Annotated in this window: 18 protein-coding genes and 1 pseudogene; 6 read left to right on the top strand and 13 right to left on the bottom strand. The window is 42.9% G+C overall.

What is annotated here, in order from left to right; genetic code table 11:
- Positions 1–48: 48 nt before the first annotated feature.
- Positions 49–1,749, top strand: a complete 1,701-nt coding sequence (locus tag V7K36_RS16540; RefSeq protein WP_335117472.1) for a flavin monoamine oxidase family protein — start codon at positions 49–51, stop codon at positions 1,747–1,749.
- Between the two features lie 12 nt (positions 1,750–1,761).
- Here V7K36_RS16540 and V7K36_RS16535 read toward each other — a convergent pair whose 3' ends face one another.
- Entirely contained in the window at positions 1,762–4,326 is a 2,565-nt protein-coding gene (locus V7K36_RS16535) for a penicillin acylase family protein (protein ID WP_335117470.1), read from the bottom strand.
- Positions 4,327–4,447: 121 nt separating this feature from the next.
- Between V7K36_RS16535 and V7K36_RS16530 the strand changes: the two genes are divergently transcribed.
- From V7K36_RS16530 to V7K36_RS16515, 4 genes are all read left to right on the top strand, one after another.
- Positions 4,448–4,789: a hypothetical protein gene (locus V7K36_RS16530; protein WP_334832849.1), complete on the top strand. Its 342-nt coding sequence runs from the start codon at positions 4,448–4,450 to the stop codon at positions 4,787–4,789.
- Positions 4,790–4,791: 2 nt separating this feature from the next.
- Positions 4,792–5,187 carry an HNH endonuclease gene (locus V7K36_RS16525; protein ID WP_335117468.1) on the top strand — a complete coding sequence of 132 codons (396 nt, stop codon included), beginning with the start codon at positions 4,792–4,794 and terminating at the stop codon, positions 5,185–5,187.
- A 127-nt stretch (positions 5,188–5,314) separates the two neighbouring features.
- On the top strand, positions 5,315–6,055 hold the full coding sequence (locus tag V7K36_RS16520; RefSeq protein ID WP_335117466.1) for an RNA methyltransferase: 741 nt from the start codon (positions 5,315–5,317) through the stop codon (positions 6,053–6,055).
- Between the two features lie 170 nt (positions 6,056–6,225).
- On the top strand, positions 6,226–7,764 hold the full coding sequence (locus V7K36_RS16515) for a serine hydrolase (RefSeq protein ID WP_335117464.1): 1,539 nt from the start codon (positions 6,226–6,228) through the stop codon (positions 7,762–7,764).
- 4 nt (positions 7,765–7,768) lie between these two features.
- Here the strand turns inward: V7K36_RS16515 and V7K36_RS16510 are convergent, their stop codons facing one another.
- The 5 genes and pseudogenes from V7K36_RS16510 to V7K36_RS16490 form a co-directional block, all read right to left on the bottom strand.
- A complete protein-coding gene (locus tag V7K36_RS16510; protein ID WP_335117462.1) occupies positions 7,769–8,251 on the bottom strand; it encodes a PIG-L deacetylase family protein in 483 nt (160 codons plus the stop codon).
- A gap of 216 nt (positions 8,252–8,467) precedes the next feature.
- On the bottom strand, positions 8,468–9,313 hold the full coding sequence (locus V7K36_RS16505; RefSeq protein WP_335117460.1) for a hypothetical protein: 846 nt from the start codon (positions 9,311–9,313) through the stop codon (positions 8,468–8,470).
- Positions 9,314–9,727: 414 nt separating this feature from the next.
- Positions 9,728–10,207: pseudogene (locus tag V7K36_RS16500) on the bottom strand (DNA-processing protein DprA); the annotation flags it as partial.
- Between the two features lie 80 nt (positions 10,208–10,287).
- Positions 10,288–10,665, bottom strand: a complete 378-nt coding sequence (locus V7K36_RS16495; RefSeq protein ID WP_335117458.1) for a hypothetical protein — start codon at positions 10,663–10,665, stop codon at positions 10,288–10,290.
- Positions 10,666–10,730: 65 nt separating this feature from the next.
- Positions 10,731–11,315: a hypothetical protein gene (locus tag V7K36_RS16490; RefSeq protein WP_335117456.1), complete on the bottom strand. Its 585-nt coding sequence runs from the start codon at positions 11,313–11,315 to the stop codon at positions 10,731–10,733.
- Positions 11,316–11,399: 84 nt separating this feature from the next.
- Between V7K36_RS16490 and V7K36_RS16485 the strand changes: the two genes are divergently transcribed.
- Positions 11,400–11,591, top strand: a complete 192-nt coding sequence (locus V7K36_RS16485) for a hypothetical protein (RefSeq protein WP_335117453.1) — start codon at positions 11,400–11,402, stop codon at positions 11,589–11,591.
- A 29-nt stretch (positions 11,592–11,620) separates the two neighbouring features.
- Here V7K36_RS16485 and V7K36_RS16480 read toward each other — a convergent pair whose 3' ends face one another.
- From V7K36_RS16480 to V7K36_RS16450, 7 genes are all read right to left on the bottom strand, one after another.
- On the bottom strand, positions 11,621–12,133 hold the full coding sequence (locus V7K36_RS16480; RefSeq protein WP_335117450.1) for a hypothetical protein: 513 nt from the start codon (positions 12,131–12,133) through the stop codon (positions 11,621–11,623).
- Between the two features lie 247 nt (positions 12,134–12,380).
- Positions 12,381–12,641 carry a hypothetical protein gene (locus V7K36_RS16475; RefSeq protein ID WP_335117448.1) on the bottom strand — a complete coding sequence of 87 codons (261 nt, stop codon included), beginning with the start codon at positions 12,639–12,641 and terminating at the stop codon, positions 12,381–12,383.
- Between the two features lie 443 nt (positions 12,642–13,084).
- Entirely contained in the window at positions 13,085–14,884 is a 1,800-nt protein-coding gene (locus tag V7K36_RS16470) for a VapE domain-containing protein (RefSeq protein ID WP_335117446.1), read from the bottom strand.
- Positions 14,885–14,979: 95 nt separating this feature from the next.
- A complete protein-coding gene (locus V7K36_RS16465) occupies positions 14,980–15,129 on the bottom strand; it encodes a hypothetical protein (RefSeq protein ID WP_335117444.1) in 150 nt (49 codons plus the stop codon).
- A gap of 154 nt (positions 15,130–15,283) precedes the next feature.
- The gene (locus tag V7K36_RS16460) at positions 15,284–15,457 is read right to left on the bottom strand and encodes a hypothetical protein (RefSeq protein WP_335117442.1); all 174 of its coding nucleotides are present in this window, start codon (positions 15,455–15,457) and stop codon (positions 15,284–15,286) included.
- A gap of 224 nt (positions 15,458–15,681) precedes the next feature.
- Positions 15,682–15,873 (bottom strand): hypothetical protein, encoded by a 192-nt coding sequence (locus tag V7K36_RS16455; protein ID WP_335117440.1) that lies wholly within the window; start codon positions 15,871–15,873, stop codon positions 15,682–15,684.
- Positions 15,874–15,903: 30 nt separating this feature from the next.
- Positions 15,904–16,140 (bottom strand): hypothetical protein, encoded by a 237-nt coding sequence (locus V7K36_RS16450; protein WP_335117438.1) that lies wholly within the window; start codon positions 16,138–16,140, stop codon positions 15,904–15,906.
- Positions 16,141–16,286: the final 146 nt, after the last annotated feature.

Here is a 16,286-nt window from a genome sequence, read left to right as displayed (position 1 = left end):
GCGATTATTAATAATATTTGAAAATTAGCGGCAATAGAGGTGCGTTGAATGGCTAGGTCTGCACTAATGGTATCTTTCCAACGCGCTTATAAAATTGCGAGGGCATCGATCAAAACTGGCATTCCCACAGATGAGATCGTTGACATTTTAAAACAAAGAACCACTCGTCGCCGCTTACTGTATGGGGGTTTGGGATTAGCAAGCGCATTAGCTACAGCTACTTGGCATAATGGACGTGATTCTACGGCTTTTGCCACGATTCCCAAGGTGCTAGTAGTGGGTGCAGGAATTGCTGGCTTAACTGCTGCTTACCGCTTACGTCAAGCTGGGGTTCCTGTAGACATCATTGAGGCGAGGAATCGCGTTGGTGGTCGGATGCGTAGTTTAGCCAACGCAGCAGGTACTGGCGTGACTGTGGAACTAGGTGGAGAATTTATTGATACAGATCATACGAAATTGCGATCGCTTGCTCAAGAACTTGGTTTAACAATAGTCGATATACTCGCTACTGATAAGGGATTAGTGCCAGAAACATGGTACTTTCAAAGACGCAAAATTCCCGAACTAGAAATTATTAATTACTTTATTCCTTTAGCCAAAAAAATTGAAGCTGATTTAGCTGCTATTGGGGATGGAGATGTAACTTATCGCTCTTACAATCAGGCAGCTTTCACTTTAGATAATACTTCCATTGCAGAATATTTAGAGCAAGCACAAATTAATCCCATTCTGCAACAAATGCTGAAGGTATCTTATACTACCGAGTATGGTCGAGAAGCGGTAGAACAATCCTGTTTGAATCTACTGTTTTTGATTGGTACTAACACTGATAGATTCTCACTCTACGGTGAAAGCGATGAACGTTATACCATTCGTGGTGGTAACGACCAAGTACCCCGTCTGCTAGCGAATTCCTTAGCTTATGCTATACAAACTGAAACAGAATTGGAAGCTATCTATATCCGTCCCGATGGTCGCTATCGAGTTAGTTTACGGTCTGGTTATAAAACTTTTGATTGCACTTATGAAAGGATATTGCTGACATTGCCCTTTAGCACTTTGCGTTTAGTGAAGCTGGATGTGAATTTACCAGCATTTAAAAAGAAAGCGATACCTTCGGTGAGCTTCGCTAACGCAGAATTAGGATATGGTACAAATGCCAAGTTAATTACAGCCTATCAACAAAAATTGTGGCGCACTAAATATAACTCAACAGCAGCAACATTTACTGATACAGGCTTTCAAAACACCTGGGAAGCCAGTCGCTACCAAAAAAGCCCCACAGGTCTGGTTACTGACTTTACTGGTGGTAAACATGGTTTATCTTTGGGCAAAGGTTCAGCTGAATCTCAAGCTCAAATACTTTTACCACAATTAAATCAGATTTTCCCCGGAATCAAAAACCTGCGTCAAGGTGAAGCCATTCGCGCCTATTGGCCTGGAGAGCAATACACAAGAGCCTCCTATGCTTGCTATTTAGTCGGACAATGGACAGGGATAAGTGGAGCTGAACAAGAACGTGTAGGTAATCTATTTTTTGCCGGTGAACACTGCTCTCAGTCCTACCAAGGATATATGGAAGGGGGTTGTAGAACAGGTGAAGTTGCAGCTCAGAGAATCCTCAAAGATTTAGGTTGGCGAAATATCCCTGCTCAACAGAAAAAACCAATTAATACTAATCAACTAAATCACTATCATCCCAGGATTCCAAGGGATGAACGTTTTTCTGACGACTACACCGAAGCATAGTCAGCTTGTCCTTTACTCTGCCAATTTTGGAACTAACTTCAATGTCGTAGCAGTATTATTTGCAACAGTCTTCTGTTCCCAAAGCATCTGATGATATTCAATCTTGCGCCAGGAGTCAACCATATCGTTGTAGTGCCGATAAAAAGCATGGCCTGATTGTCCAGGTGTATGAATCGCTACTGAGTTATCCAAATTTCCCAAGTCTACAATCATCCGCAGTGAAGGAATATCAGTTACCTCAAAGGATTTGTTTGCTCTCCATCGGTTAGCATTCACTGTTTCGCCATTACCAGCCGTAGTAAATGCACCACGATTAAATAAAGCTTCAATCGGTGCAACCCCAGATTTACCCAAGGTGGCATTGCGAAAAGTAACAGTATGTAGTTTGCCCCAATTCCAGTTTTTCGGGTCTTTGCTTTGAATCCGTTCTAGTTCTTCCACGGCTTCTGTAAAGGATTGTCGCAGGATTTGGTCGCGGTTCTCAACTTTTGGGGTGTTGCGATTATCCCACCAAGAACTATTAGGCTGTTTTACCAGATTTGCTACCACAGCATACCAGCGATCGCCTCCATCAGGAAAGTATCTTTCAGGCAATTGATCGTGAAACGTATCTGCTAGCAAGTGTTTCCAGAATACTTCAAACAAGGCAGCAGCAGGCGATGTCATTCCCAACTGCAAATTCCAATCTCGTAAAAGTTTTTGGGCTGCTTGCAAGCGGGGGGTATCAACAGTGATAGATTGCAGTAGTGGCACTAATGTTTGTGCATTGAGATTGCGATCGTCACCTTGTATCCCCTGCACATCCTTCAGGGAAATCGGTTGCGTTTGTTGTGAAATCATTTCAACGATCCGCTTTGCCCGATAGCCATAAACCCAGTCTGTGGTAATTAAGTAAGGAAATTTACGCATAACTAAATTATTGGCAGTAGCAATATAACTTTGAGATGGATTAAAACTTTTGGGTAACTGTTCAAAGTCAATATAGCCTTGCCACTCATATTCATCCGTCCAACCAGGAACGGGATAACGCCCATTTCCCTTGGCTCGGATCGGGAATTTACCAGGCATTTGGTAGCCAATATTGCCATCAACATCAGCGTAGACCAAGTTTTGAGCCGGGACATCATAGTTCCTGGCAGCAGTACGGAATTCCTGCCAGTTTTGAGCGCGATTGATTTGGGAAATGGCATACCCTATTTTGGAAGGTTCTAGAGCTGTCCAGCGCAGGGCTACGGCGTAGTTTTGCGGTATTTGTAACGGCTGACTTGGCTGGAACTCCTTCAGATTAGGTGAAACATCAGAGAGAATCGGCCCATGTCGGGTATAGCGCACCGTTTGCACAATCGGCTGACTTCCCGCGACTTGAATCGTCTCTTGCACGAGTTTCATATCAACCCATTTGCCATTTACCTCATACTGATTTGGGTTCTTTGGGTTGATTTTCTCGATGTATAAATCCATCACATCAGATTGTACATTAGTCACACCCCAGGCAATGCGATCGCTATGACCGATAATTATCCCGATCATTCCCGCAAAGGAAAAGCCAGTAACGTTGTAGGGACATTCTGCACTCTTAGGTGTGCAGTGCAAACCAACCTCATACCAGATAGAAGGTATTTGTACACCTAAGTGGGGGTCATTCGCCAAAATTGGTTTACCAGTAGCCGTCCGCTGACCAGATATCACCCAGTTATTTGAACCAATACCTATTCCCCTGGGTCCTATAAGTTGTTCCAAAGCCATCATCGGCTTAGTAATTGACTCTAAAGCAGGGAAGACATCTGGAGAGTAGAGTAGTTTAGCATTCTTGTCCCCCCCTCCCCCTGCTCCCCCTGCTTCCTCTGCTTGCTGCAACTCAGGCAAAATCACTGGCAGATCTTGAGGATATGGTGGAAAAAGTTCCTCTACTTGGGTGGGAGTAAGAGTTTTGAGCAGGATGACACGTTCAATTTCGCTCTCGAAATTTCTACCCAAATCGTAAGCCATCACCTTTCCCCAAGTCAGGGAATGCAGTATTTGCCAAGGTTCTGGCTTATACCCAGGATTGAGAAATTTTAGCACAGCGTATTCTAGACTCAAGGCGCTACCTTGATGCTCTGACAGATAGGCATTGACACCATCTGCATATGCTTCCAGATATGCCTTCATCTCTGCATTAATTTCCTGAACTTCTTGCTGCGCCACCCTCGCCCAACCCATTGTCCGCAGATATCTGTCAGTGTCAACCTGAGAAGAACCAAACATTTCTGAGAGTCGCCCAGAACCGATGTGTCGCCAAAAATCCATTTGCCAAAAACGATCTTGGGCGTGGATATAACCTTGCGCCATAAATAAATCGTGGGAGTTGGCAGCATAAATGTGGGGAATTCCCCATTTATCACGCTGGACGGTTACTTCAGCTTTGAGTTCAGGTAGTTGAATTGTGCCACTCTCTTCAGGAAAGGATTGGCGCACAGTATAAGTGGCGAATCCCACTAACAATAGCCCCAGCACTAACAGCATGATCAAAGTTCTTTTGAGAATCCGAGGAAACCAACGTTTCCTGAAGCTTTTTATTTGGGCTTGCCGTGGCATTGTTTAGTGAAATCACGCGATGTTACAACGTTGATATTACAGTAGAGTGAGCAATATTGATTTGATGTCTGTTCTACCACCTTTACAATGGAAAGAAGGACACACTTCAGGAAAGCGCAACATGCCGAAAATCACCCTGGAAGTATCAGAGGAACTATCTCAACAACTAGCACAAGTAGGCGATCGCTTACCTGAATTACTTGCTCTGAGCCTCCAACAACCAGCTGTACCAGCACAAATTTACCGATATATCCTCAATTTTCTGGCCAGCAACCCCACTCCTGAACAAATTGCTAAATTTAAACCCACTCTCGAAATGCAAGAACGGTTGCGTATCTTGCTAGCACGCAGTAACGCAGGTGAACTCACACCCACAGAGTTGAAAGAACTAGATGAGTATGAACGTATTGAACACTTAGTTGTGATGATTAAAGCAGGTAACTTATCTTATTTGACCAGTTGACCGTGAGTGTAACCTATATTCCGGTTGCTCTTCGCCGACTGGTAGAAGAACGGGCAAACTATAGATGTGAATATTGCCAGTTACCCGCAGGAGTTGCTTTTTTTCCCCATGAAATCGATCATGTTATTGCCCAAAAGCACGGCGGTGCAACTGATGCTGATAATTTAGCCCTCACCTGCTGGCGATGTAATCGTCATAAAGGCACTGACTTAGGATCGTTTGATCCAGAAACAGGGGCTTTTAGTTTTCTCTTCAACCCACGCACCCAGAAATGGGCTGAACACTTCACCTTTTTAGAACTAAATCTGGTGGGATTAACGCCTTCAGGACGTACAACAATTAGATTGCTACAAATAAATAGTGACGAACGACTAGCTGAACGGCACAGATTGGGCTGAACTATTCAGACCTGACGCAGGCATTCACTTACACAGCTAAAATGATTTCAAGGAAACTCTTCAGCAGAACCACAATGCTGAAAGTTAGCCTAAAAATATCTTATGGTGCGATCGCAGGAGGCAAAAAATGGGCTTGGGTGGATTAAGAATTGTGTTGGTAGAACCAGCTGGGCCGATAAATATCGGAGCGATCGCCAGGGTAATGAAAAATTTTGGGCTAGATCATTTAGTATTAGTAAATCCCCAATGCGATCCGCTATCGTCGGAAGCTTTGATGATGGCTGTTCATGCTACGGAAATTTTAGAATCTGCGGTATTAGTGCCGACCTTACCAGAAGCATTGCATGGATGTGTCAGGGCGATCGCTACCACTGGTCGCTTTCGGAGTTTGCAAACACCTTTAGAAAACCCCCGGACTGCACTACCCTGGTTACTGGAGGAACCAGAAAAACCCGCAGCACTTATTTTTGGCAGAGAAGACCGGGGATTAAGCAATGAAGAATTAAATTATGCTCAGAGGTTTGTTTGCATTCCCACAAGTCAAGATTATGTAATCCTGAATTTGGCTACTGCTGTGGCAATCTGTTGTTATGAATTGTCACAATCTGTAAAACAACCTGACATTCAGACCTTACCCCAAACTGAGCTTGCACCAATAGACGTTGTGGAAGCATACTACCAGCAATTAGAATCACTATTATTGAAAATTGGTTATGTGTATCCGCATACGGCAGCTAGTCGGATGGAAAAATTTCGCCAACTGTATAATCGCGCTTACCTGAAAACAGGGGAAGTAGCCATGCTGCGAGGGATTTTGCAGCAGGTAGAATGGGCGATTAAAAACCAGAGGGATGGTGAAAACTTGTAATTATTCGTTTAATATATACGCAATCATCCCCCCAAAATAATTAGGCTTAAACTAAACACAAAAATGCTACATAGCGGCAAAGTAGAATTTAAGTATTAATATTGCTTAAAGATTAAGTTTTGGGTCAGGAGTCTGCAAGAAAACAGTCAAGTGGGTCACAAGGAGTAACTGTGTCAGAGTCAAGTGACGAACTAACAGCTTTCTCGCGGCGTCAACCCTTAAATCGCCGCCAGCGTCCACAAAAAGTTCAAAAAGTGGTAAAGAAGAAAGTTAAAGCTAACAGCCAGCAGCAAGGTGCGAATGGACGGCAAGCGGCGCTAACACGCCCAAAAAATCAAATCAGTCCTGCCCCAATCCCTGGTGCTACACGTCGGGTAAAATCGGGGTTAGTCATGCCATCGGCAGTAAAACCAATACCTACTGTGAAGGGGAAAATTCCTCCCTTTCGACCAGGTGCTGTGATGGTCAAAACAGTGGGGATGGAAATGCCAAAAAGAGGCCGGCGCTCATCGCGGAAAACGCGGTTAAAGCCAATGGCCAAAACTATGCTGTATATTCTGCGATTGTTGATTGTGGGTGTTGGGATGGGTGCAATTGTAGGCACGGTGTTGTCAGTATTAGACCCAGCTAATCGCATCAGCACAAATTCGACGCCACAATCTAATAGTAATGTGGTGCGATCGCAGCCACAACCTACTCAAACTCCCCCAGCCGCAGTTTCTAGCCTATACCTATCCCAGGAAATTATCCCTTTGAAAAATGCCGTGCAAAATTTGGCGGACAGCAACCCAAATCTTGCAGCCGGAGTTTTCTTAGTAGATTTAGATACTGGTAATTATGTAGATGTCAATGGCTCAACCAGTTTTCCGGCGGCTAGCACAATTAAACTGCCGGTTCTAATTGCCTTTTTCCAGGATGTGGATGCAGGGAAAATTCGCCTAGATGAAATGCTGACCATGCAACAGGATATGGTAGCTGGCGGTTCGGGAACTCTGCAATATAAACCAGCCGGAACCAAGTACGCTGCTTTGGAAGTCGCCACTCAAATGATTACCATCAGCGACAACACAGCGACAAATATGTTGATTGCCCGATTGGGAGGAATGGATGCTTTAAACCAGCGTTTCCGCACTTGGGGATTGACAAACACAATCATTCGTAATCAACTCCCAGATTTGCAAGGGACAAACACCACTAGTTCGAGGGAATTGGGGAATTTGATGGCGATTGTGAGTCAGGGAAATTTGGTGAGTATGCCATCACGCGATCTAATGCTCGATATCTTGCGTCGCACTCAGAAAGACACTCTGCTACCATCGGGTTTGGGAACAGGCGCAAGAATATACCACAAAACGGGTGATATTGGCACAATGTTGGCAGATGCAGGTTTAATAGTTGTTCCAACTGGCAAGCGCTACATAGCTGCTGTGATGGTACAACGCCCTAATAACGACCCTCGCGCCGAAAAACTGATTAGCTCAATTTCTCGTGCTGCCTACCAAGAGTTTAGCCAAAATGCTGTTACACCCAACAGTACCACAAGCACTATACCCGCAAATGGTTATCAGCCCCCTGTTGTGAGTCCTGTACCCAATAGTACGACAGGCACTGTACCGATGAATGGTTATCAGCCCCCTGTTGTGAATCCTGTACCCGCAAACGGTTATCAATCTCCAGTTATAAATCCCCAGTATTACCCTCCAAGATAATTGGCTAATTGGGATTAAAGGCACGCAACAACAAAGCTATTTCCTCAATGGTTTGTTCTCGCTCTGCTTGGGTCATCCAGCGCAGTCCACCATCATGTTTATCGAGAAAGTGAATATCTGTGGAATTAACACCCAGGATATTCAAAGCAGTGAGTGCTTCTTGTCTACGGATTTGAATAATTTCCTCGCGGGTAATCTTAGAATAATCCGCATGGGAAGCTCCACCATCCGTGACAAAAACAACCTTAACAGGCACACCTTGTTCTCGCTTGAGCGCAATTATGCCACCACAGCCGAGTACTTCATCATCTTGGTGAGGAGCAAATATGAGCGCCGATTTTTGACTAAAATCTAGTCTTTTACTGCTTTGATACATAAGCCAGTAGAACTGTAGCTTTAACTGAAACTCTCGCCAACTGTAGCTAAACAGCCACCACTTGTTGTGTAGTCCTAACCTTAAGCGATGAAGAAGATATCCTATTTTCATATTTTCTAAAGTTCCATCAAGTGAGTCGCTATTTTTAGTTTCATCCTTAAAGATAGTTAATCGCCTCAGCAGTAATAACTAACTTACTCTGGAGAACAAAAAATTTCGGGGGAGATAGGCGACAATTAAGCAGTGGTTTTAAACTTTCTGCAAAAACTTAATTTTTTTAGCTATAGTAAAAAACAAAATCCTTTAATGTAGTAACTCGCAATCCGGCTAAAAAATAGAGATATCTTGCGAACTTCCCAATGCGGCTGGTAATTTTTTCGAGGAGTGAGCGCTGTGGGAATGCCTTCTGTTTATGATTCTCGAAATAGACTTGCAGTTTTCCTGATCTACCTGTGCCTTTCTAATTCTAATAGCATCAATTTTGTCATTGAAAAATTCAATTTCTGGCATTTCCTGATGTCGGAGGGGAAATTCTTGAGCAGCTGCCGCTAGTCCGATTACACTACCCTCACTGTCATATATTCCATTTAGCTCAAAGTAGTTGCCAATTTTTTCCCACAGTTCTAAGAACTTGATCTCCTTGCCTGAATCTTTAGCAACAGCAAACATAAACTCACTTACAAAGTTGACTTGCTCTAAGTCCAGATTGAATTTTTGAGAACATTTTTTAATCATCTCTATACGTTTGATGCGATCTGGTCTATCCTCGACTGGTTGATAGTGTTGCAGAATGTTTGCACAACTGCGAGCCGAGATACCAGGTTGCCACTGGATTTGTGCCACATCTTTTAAAATTCGCATATCAGCATCAACAAACACACAAGCATCGTAAAGAGATAGAGCTTTCGCAATAACGTAGCGTTTATCGTGGTAACATCCTACACTCTGTTGGGAGTGCTTAAAAACTAGTAGCTGGGAAGACTGATTGAAATCTTGTGGTTTGTCAGTCAGGATAAGCAGTGGTTGGGATGAAAATTTTTCTAAATCTGCTGCTAAATCAACAGCGAGTTTACGATACTTTGCACCTATAGCTAGAGTACAGAAACAAAATTGCTGAAGATTCTCTTTAATCTCGTGAGTTGGAGTATTAGTCGGTTGTACGAATGGCATCATTGTTTTAAAGGTAGCTTGCTAATTCTGATGAAATATAATTTGGTATAAAACACATATTTAATATATGTATTTATCCTGACTTTTATTTTATCCGAGTATTTAACTAGATGTATGTGATTTTTATATAGTTATTATATTTTGCTTATGTAGAATAAGGGTGGTAAGTAGGTAGGCATGACAAAACCAAGCTATGTGAAGATAAATAAATAAATACGGAGAAAGAATCTACCGAGGTAACTAAAATATGGGCGCTCGTTTAAGGGTATTCCTGACTTGTGAGCAAGACAGAACTCTGTTAAAGCTTAGAGCAGCAGACCTACCACAGAAAGTCAAATAAAAAACATAATGTAGACAAGACTTTACTGCTGTATACAAGCACGTATACAGTAGTAAAGTCTTGTTGTCTTTTAACTGTTAACTTTTTTGATACCGCATTCCTGGCAGTTGGGAAATTAAACCCATAAGTTCCAACTGTAACAAAGCACCGGAAACCGAGCCAGCCGCCATGCCGGTTTGTTGGACAATAAAATCGAAGGATAAAGGATCACTTGCGAACGCATTCATTACCGTTTGCAATTCTAGGGACAAAGTTGGCAAACTTAACTGTTCTGGTGCTGTCGAAGCCTCAACTCCATCAATTTGTGGTATTGCTCCTAGCATTGTTAATAGTTCGTCTACTTCCTTAAGAATGAAGGTTGCTCCCTGACTCAGTAACTTTAAACACCCTTGGGATGGATGATCATCCAGTCTTCCAGGTAATGCATAGACATCCCTGCCAAATTCATTTGCGTAGGTAGCTGTAATTAAAGCACCAGATTTTATCGGCGCTTCCATTACCAGGATGGCGCGGCTTAAACCTGCAATAATCCTAGACCTTCGGTCTACTAGGGACTTCTGGGGCTGTTTACATCTACCAGTGTAGCCACCGGATAGCCGGTGGTCAACAAAAGCGCTTGGTTAGGGGTTGACTCTTACTAATCTTGATCTTCCTCAGTTGCCTTACAGACTTCCTGTAGCACTTCTGTAATCCCCCGGTAGCTAACTGTATAATAAGTAAGCTCTGAGGGTCTACCCATGTCCGCCAAGTTAGTCATAAAACCCGGCTCGGATAGTTTGTATTTCTCACTGGTACTCATAGGGGTACTTGAGGGCTGCCCGTTGGCACAGTATGCGGTTACTCCTGTGTAAGTCTTACCCCATTCGCCGCGCTTCTCATATTTGAACTCAAGAGCAATAGGTACACCATTATCCGCCGTAACCATTTCCCTGTGAGGTAAAACAGTGAACTCATGGGTCGGCTGATACCCAGCGATCGCCAAGGTCAATAAAACAAATGCGGGTAACTTAAACATGGGTTAACTCTTACTATACAAGCAATATAGTTGTGAGTTACCCATCCTGCCCACCATAGGATCACTTAACCTTTGATAAAATCTAACCAGCTATCCAGAGGTTTGAATAACTGCCTCGGCACTGAGTAAGATAACTCTTGGGACTTGACGCGATGCCAGCTAGTTTCCCTGGTTAGTCTGTCCGCCTCAGTTACCCTGGCTTCCCCCGTGGTGCGATCGATGGCTACTACAAAGTGAACCGGGAATCTATAGCGCTCCCATCTAGTCTCTATACCACCGACTAGGATGTTAGGGTATTTGAACTTATCAACCCCAGACTTGACCTCTACGTTGTATCCCTGGCCATTGTGGATAACCCTAATGTCCCTTTGGAACTTGGCAAATAAGGATTGTGGTAGATTAGACTTAGGGTTATCCCGCCAACCTTGGGGATCTGGTTTCATGGGGTTATTCTGCCAGTAACAAACCTCAGACCGATAGGGTAGATATTGATCAACCTGATAAACCTTGTCTAACCCGTAGGTCTTCAGATGCGCGACTAGGGAGTATTCCCAGGCATTACCACAGGCTAGGCGATCGCTAAAGGAATCCTGAAAATGATCGGAGTTTTTACTTGTGCCATTAGGCGCAATGTGTGTTATGATAGACATAGAACTTATTTGAAAAGTATTTAGATAACCCTGTGCGTAGCTAGTAACTACTCATAGGGGTTTTGCATTAGAAGCAATGCTTATGTGTCACTTGTAAATAGTCAGATTGGGGTAAAACCGAGTTCTAGGCTTTTGCGAGGACTTGAGGTTGTCTGGTTTCATAATCCTGGTGACATTATTGGCGATCGCAAAGCGTCAGGGGTCACAATAGGTTACAGAGGCATCAAAAACCCCCTAGAGGCATTTGTATCTCTAGGGGGTTCTGGGGTAATCTAGGGGGTTCTGGGGTATTTTAAGGGCTTTACCTAATCATGGGGTATATTTCCCTGATTATTACCATAGTGCGTCTGGTTTTCCCAATCCTCTTCAGGAAACCCTAATGATTCCTCTAGGCTCCCTATCTGAAAAGTCACATGGGTTATGGGGTCAGGCTGGCTGTACTGTAGCTGGTATTTCAGAAGCCCTGATGCAGTCTCAATCATTTCTCGTAGCGCTCTGACAGTGCTTAGGTCGCCAGTGACCTTAAAGGAATCATTCAAGGTATCTATGGTAACTAATGTAGTCTTTAGTAAGCTCTGGAGTTTATCCGCGTCTGAGTAGTCATCATAGCTATTAGGGTCTACGGGGGTAGTTAGAGTAGCCTTGGGGACTGTGTTAGCCTTGTAGCCATAAATCTGCCGAGATGTTACCTTATGACCCCTTACTACTAACCATTTAGCGATCGCTGGGGCTGGAATACTTTTAGCTAACTGTGCGTCTACAGCTTCCTTAATGTCATCTGGTAGTAAATCGACTACACAGGGTTTCTTGTTAGCCATTATTTTACCCTCCTAGATGATGCTGCGATTCTCTTTGTTCTCCGTTGTGCAGCTTGCTTGCGCCCTAAGACCTCTAGGAGCCTTTGTCTTTGCTCAGGGGTCAGTTTCTTGTATAAAGCTTTCTGTGCCGGGTTTAGTTTTTTATAAATAAATAGTTGCTTAGGGGTCATCAGGTATCCTTGGGTCTTTTGGTGTTGTCTGTACCCCTATTCAGTCATTTAGATATCCCCGTTGTGCGTTGGTGGTTCTAGCCAGGGAACTTAACAGCCGAGAGAAAACCCTGTAAGTTACTATCGCAATCCTTACGGTAAATGATTTCTAACCAAGTAACCCCCTCATCATTGGTCAAGGTAATAACATAGCTGTTAGTACTATCAAAATCATAGGGGCTTCTATTACTACCCCTGTCTGCCTCAACAGAGTCTACAAAGTAGTCGGGGTAGGTCTTGCCGTTTAAAATAACTGTTCCGGTATTATTCAGATGGTCTACTATGTAGCGATTGGTCATCGTATTATCCTCCGGGGTTGAATATTCCAGGGGTTCTCAAGGGGCTATGGTTAGCTGAGTCCCTTTTGAGTCCTTTTTTATAAATCCATACAATCCTTGCTGGGTAATGGTTCTAGCTGTTTGAGTCCCTTTTGAGTCCTGCTGAGTCCCTTCTGAGTCCCTTTTTGAAATGGCTGTATCCATTAGTGGGTAATGGTTGTAGCTCTCTGAGTCCCTATAGTCCCTGTTTTTTACAACATTTCTCTACTGTAGTAGTAGCTGTAGCCCCCTGTTGATTATCTGTCTCTCTCTGTAGGAAAGTTTGAAATATTATAGGGACTATAGGGACTCAGAGACCTACAACCTAGACAGAGTAAAGTTTTCAAGGGTTTCAAAAAGGGACTCAACTAGGGACTCAGAGTCCCTTTTTAGGGACTCAGGGAACTCAAAAGGGACTCAGGGGTTTAGAAGGGGGTATCATCAGGGTCAACTTCTGTACCTAAAAGTACTGCTACAGGGGCAGGGGGTAATAGGCTAGGTGCGTTAAGGATAACTTCAGGGTTAACCTGAGTAGCCTTAAAAGCCTCGGCATTCCTCCGGTTAGCTGGCTTATCCTCTGGGTAGATCCCTTTAAGATAACTCTGATAAGCAGAATAAATGTCTTCTCTGGATGCCAAATAGGGCTTGTCCTCATCAGCACCCAATAGATACATAACGGGTTTACTTGGCTGTTTACCCCCTAATAGTCTTGGTCTACCCTCTGTGTACCCTCTTTCTGCCTTCAGTATGTCTTTGATGTGGTCAGAGATGTATCGCTTCTTACTCTCAATCTCAGACCCAATAACTGCCAGGATATCTGAGGACTTAATCGCAACTGCGGGATATGTTTGCTCTAAAACATCCATTACGCCCTCAAGTGCATCTAACCAAGGCTCTCGCGCTTTATACTCTGACTGGTTGGCAACTACCAAATCTTCCTCAGTCTTGTTTAACCAGTTGCGGTAATGTGTAGTGTCGCCTTTTTCCATCTGGTTGTAAGCCCACTTGTAAAAGCCCCAGAAATCCGCCCAGTTATCCTTTACCCAATCAGTATCAATCTGCTTTTTAACATGGACAATGAATATACGGCGATCACCAGAGTAGTCCTGAATCAACCCAGTAGTGTTAGTAGTCCCAAATACTACACAAGTTCTATCCCAATCCTTAGCAACTCTGCCATAAGACGCGCGATAGTTATCAGACCTACTAGAAATGGCTTCCTTGAGGTCATCTGAGTTAGCCCCCCTGAACGCGCTGTCACACTCATCTAGGTTAACTATAATCTTGCCTCTGAGCCTTTCTACATCTTTCTTATCAGATTTCAAGGTTCTTAGCTGTACATAATATTTAGAGTTTTGCTCTGATGATGCCGGGTCTTTAGCGATCTCCCTGAGAAAGGATGTTTTTCTCTGTCCTTTCTCGGCTGACATGAGAACTAATATATGATCATGCTGACATCCTGGTTTGTAAGTTCTAGCCATAACTCCTGTGAACTGAACCAACCAGAGAAACTGCTGTAGCTCTCTATCATCCCCTGTGATGAACTCACACATTCTATTTGGGTCAAACCCATGCTTTGCCATGAACTCTTCAGGGGACACAAGATACACATTATCATTCATTAGTTTTAACCAGGGGTTAACTTTGTTATCCCTCAAGTAGTTTAGTAGTAATGAAATAAACTGTTCTTTGTTGTTTATGCCAACACCTAAAGCGCGGGTGTAAGTCATCCAAGAATCATGATAAAGCTCCTCTGGGTCAACTACTTTACCATCGCATTCAATATCCTTGGTTAAGATATTAATCTGGTATTTATATTGCAGTTCCCAGCTAGCCCACATATCAAATATTAGGGATTCTTTACCTAACTTAGAGTTATTGTAGTAAGCAAAGTGGATGATGTTTCTTAACTTCTGTATTCTACCTAGCGCATCATAATCACCTTTAGGGTCAGGAAGGCGAGACATATCACACCCTATTGTTTTCTCATATCTACTTCTGATGTATTCATCAGATTCAATGATGTCTTTATTTATCCTGGATGACTGCCACAACAGCTTGTCATAACTATCACTAGTAGTAGTCCAGTTTTTAATAGCTGCCTTCTCTGATTCCTCTAGAACTGGGTTACTCCAGTTAATATCGGCGCTTGACTGAGTATAGGTATCTGTGTTATCATTAAATATATTGTCTTCTTCTGAGTATTTTGCTTTTGAGAAGGCCATTATTTGAATCCTTGGGCATTTAGCCCTGTTGTTTGTTTACTTTGAATCTTTGGTCTTAGGGCGACCAGTTACCAGCTAGTTGCCCTATTTGGTGTCTAGTCATCATCTTGAAGGCTCAGGTAAAGCCCGATCGCATCCCTGATAATCTCTGATACTGGCTTCTGTTTTTTATTGCTTACCCGAAGTAGCTTTGCCTGAACATCGGTAGAAAGTCTTAGTGTCTGCTGTGCGTCTTGTCTTTTCATTGGTGTATCCCTTTTGCCTTACTTATAAATATTTTGTCATTTCTGAATATCAACAGTAGAATAAGGGTTTCAGCCTCTGGGTGTCCCTGATTACCACCTACAAACCTTAAGAGAATATAAAGAAAACTAAACATCTATCTAGAGGAATAGGTATTTATACTTGTGGGTTGTCTACGGGTTCCACTAGTCCCAACTTCAGTTTTATATATGTGTTCAAGGATAACCTAAGCCCAGTATCAGCCATGTATTGAATATAGTTATGTGTCAGTACATCATACTGATTATCATCGAAGCGCACAGGGATAGTTTTTCTGGATTTAGTAACCATTTGATTAACCTCTGATATCTTTGATGTCTTTGATATCATTGTAACATAGCTAACATGGTTGGGCTACCCAGAACTGGCACATTAAGGCATAAACTGGTACACAAGGTTAACCTGTTTACAATCATTCTGGTATTTTAAGATGACCTAAACTACCTTAGAACCCATTGAAAAACCCCCGTAGGTGCTAGTAGACCTACGGAGGTTTATTGGTGTCTCTGTAGACCTTAATAAGCTCCGAATAAATCCTCAAGATAAATAAGGTCATCAAGGGTTAAATCATCTGCGTCAGGGAGTTCTACAGGGTTGGTCTGAGCCATTTTATTGATTGCGACTAGCCCTTGAACATAACTAGGGAACCTATCCATACAAACTTCATTTTGTAAATAGCCATCATCATATATGGCTTGGTAAGTCATTATCTTCGGTTCCTTAGTATTTTAGAGTTCTTAATGTTGGTCTTGGTTGGGAGTTAATAGCCTCTGGGCAATGAAGTTTAAAACTTGGCTTTGTTCATTAACAGTAACTTCAATGCGATCAATGGTCTTCCGTAGTTCTACTTGGCGATCGCTTTGTTCCTTAATATCATTCCGTAGCTGCTTTAGAGATAAGCTGCCGGATGATAGCGGCCATAGAGATATTAGATTGTTTAGAAAGGGTTTTGAGTTTGAGAAAGGAGTGTTCATCTAAAGTGATTGGTAGTTTTTTGTTAGCCATAAAAATAATCCATGTGTCCTAATATAGTCAACTAGATATCCTAATATAGTCAAATAGACCTAAAGAAAAACCTCCTGGGGTTAACCGGGAGGTTTAAGAACTCTGAAGAAAGTAA

Source organism: Nostoc sp., from assembly GCF_036919555.1.
Lineage (GTDB): Bacteria > Cyanobacteriota > Cyanobacteriia > Cyanobacteriales > Nostocaceae > Nostoc.
This window is presented reverse-complemented; position numbering and strand designations above follow the sequence as displayed.

Excerpts from the sequence above, each read along its gene's own strand:
- V7K36_RS16540 (WP_335117472.1), top strand. The coding sequence starts at position 49 with ATGGCTAGGTCTGCACTAATGGTATCTTTCCAACGCGCTTATAAAATT.
- V7K36_RS16535 (WP_335117470.1), bottom strand. The coding sequence starts at position 4,326 with ATGCCACGGCAAGCCCAAATAAAAAGCTTCAGGAAACGTTGGTTTCCT.
- V7K36_RS16530 (WP_334832849.1), top strand. The coding sequence starts at position 4,448 with ATGCCGAAAATCACCCTGGAAGTATCAGAGGAACTATCTCAACAACTA.
- V7K36_RS16520 (WP_335117466.1), top strand. The coding sequence starts at position 5,315 with ATGGGCTTGGGTGGATTAAGAATTGTGTTGGTAGAACCAGCTGGGCCG.
- V7K36_RS16510 (WP_335117462.1), bottom strand. The coding sequence starts at position 8,251 with ATGAAAATAGGATATCTTCTTCATCGCTTAAGGTTAGGACTACACAAC.
- V7K36_RS16505 (WP_335117460.1), bottom strand. The coding sequence starts at position 9,313 with ATGATGCCATTCGTACAACCGACTAATACTCCAACTCACGAGATTAAA.
- V7K36_RS16495 (WP_335117458.1), bottom strand. The coding sequence starts at position 10,665 with ATGTTTAAGTTACCCGCATTTGTTTTATTGACCTTGGCGATCGCTGGG.
- V7K36_RS16490 (WP_335117456.1), bottom strand. The coding sequence starts at position 11,315 with ATGTCTATCATAACACACATTGCGCCTAATGGCACAAGTAAAAACTCC.
- V7K36_RS16480 (WP_335117450.1), bottom strand. The coding sequence starts at position 12,133 with ATGGCTAACAAGAAACCCTGTGTAGTCGATTTACTACCAGATGACATT.
- V7K36_RS16475 (WP_335117448.1), bottom strand. The coding sequence starts at position 12,641 with ATGACCAATCGCTACATAGTAGACCATCTGAATAATACCGGAACAGTT.
- V7K36_RS16470 (WP_335117446.1), bottom strand. The coding sequence starts at position 14,884 with ATGGCCTTCTCAAAAGCAAAATACTCAGAAGAAGACAATATATTTAAT.
- V7K36_RS16465 (WP_335117444.1), bottom strand. The coding sequence starts at position 15,129 with ATGAAAAGACAAGACGCACAGCAGACACTAAGACTTTCTACCGATGTT.
- V7K36_RS16460 (WP_335117442.1), bottom strand. The coding sequence starts at position 15,457 with ATGGTTACTAAATCCAGAAAAACTATCCCTGTGCGCTTCGATGATAAT.
- V7K36_RS16455 (WP_335117440.1), bottom strand. The coding sequence starts at position 15,873 with ATGACTTACCAAGCCATATATGATGATGGCTATTTACAAAATGAAGTT.
- V7K36_RS16450 (WP_335117438.1), bottom strand. The coding sequence starts at position 16,140 with ATGAACACTCCTTTCTCAAACTCAAAACCCTTTCTAAACAATCTAATA.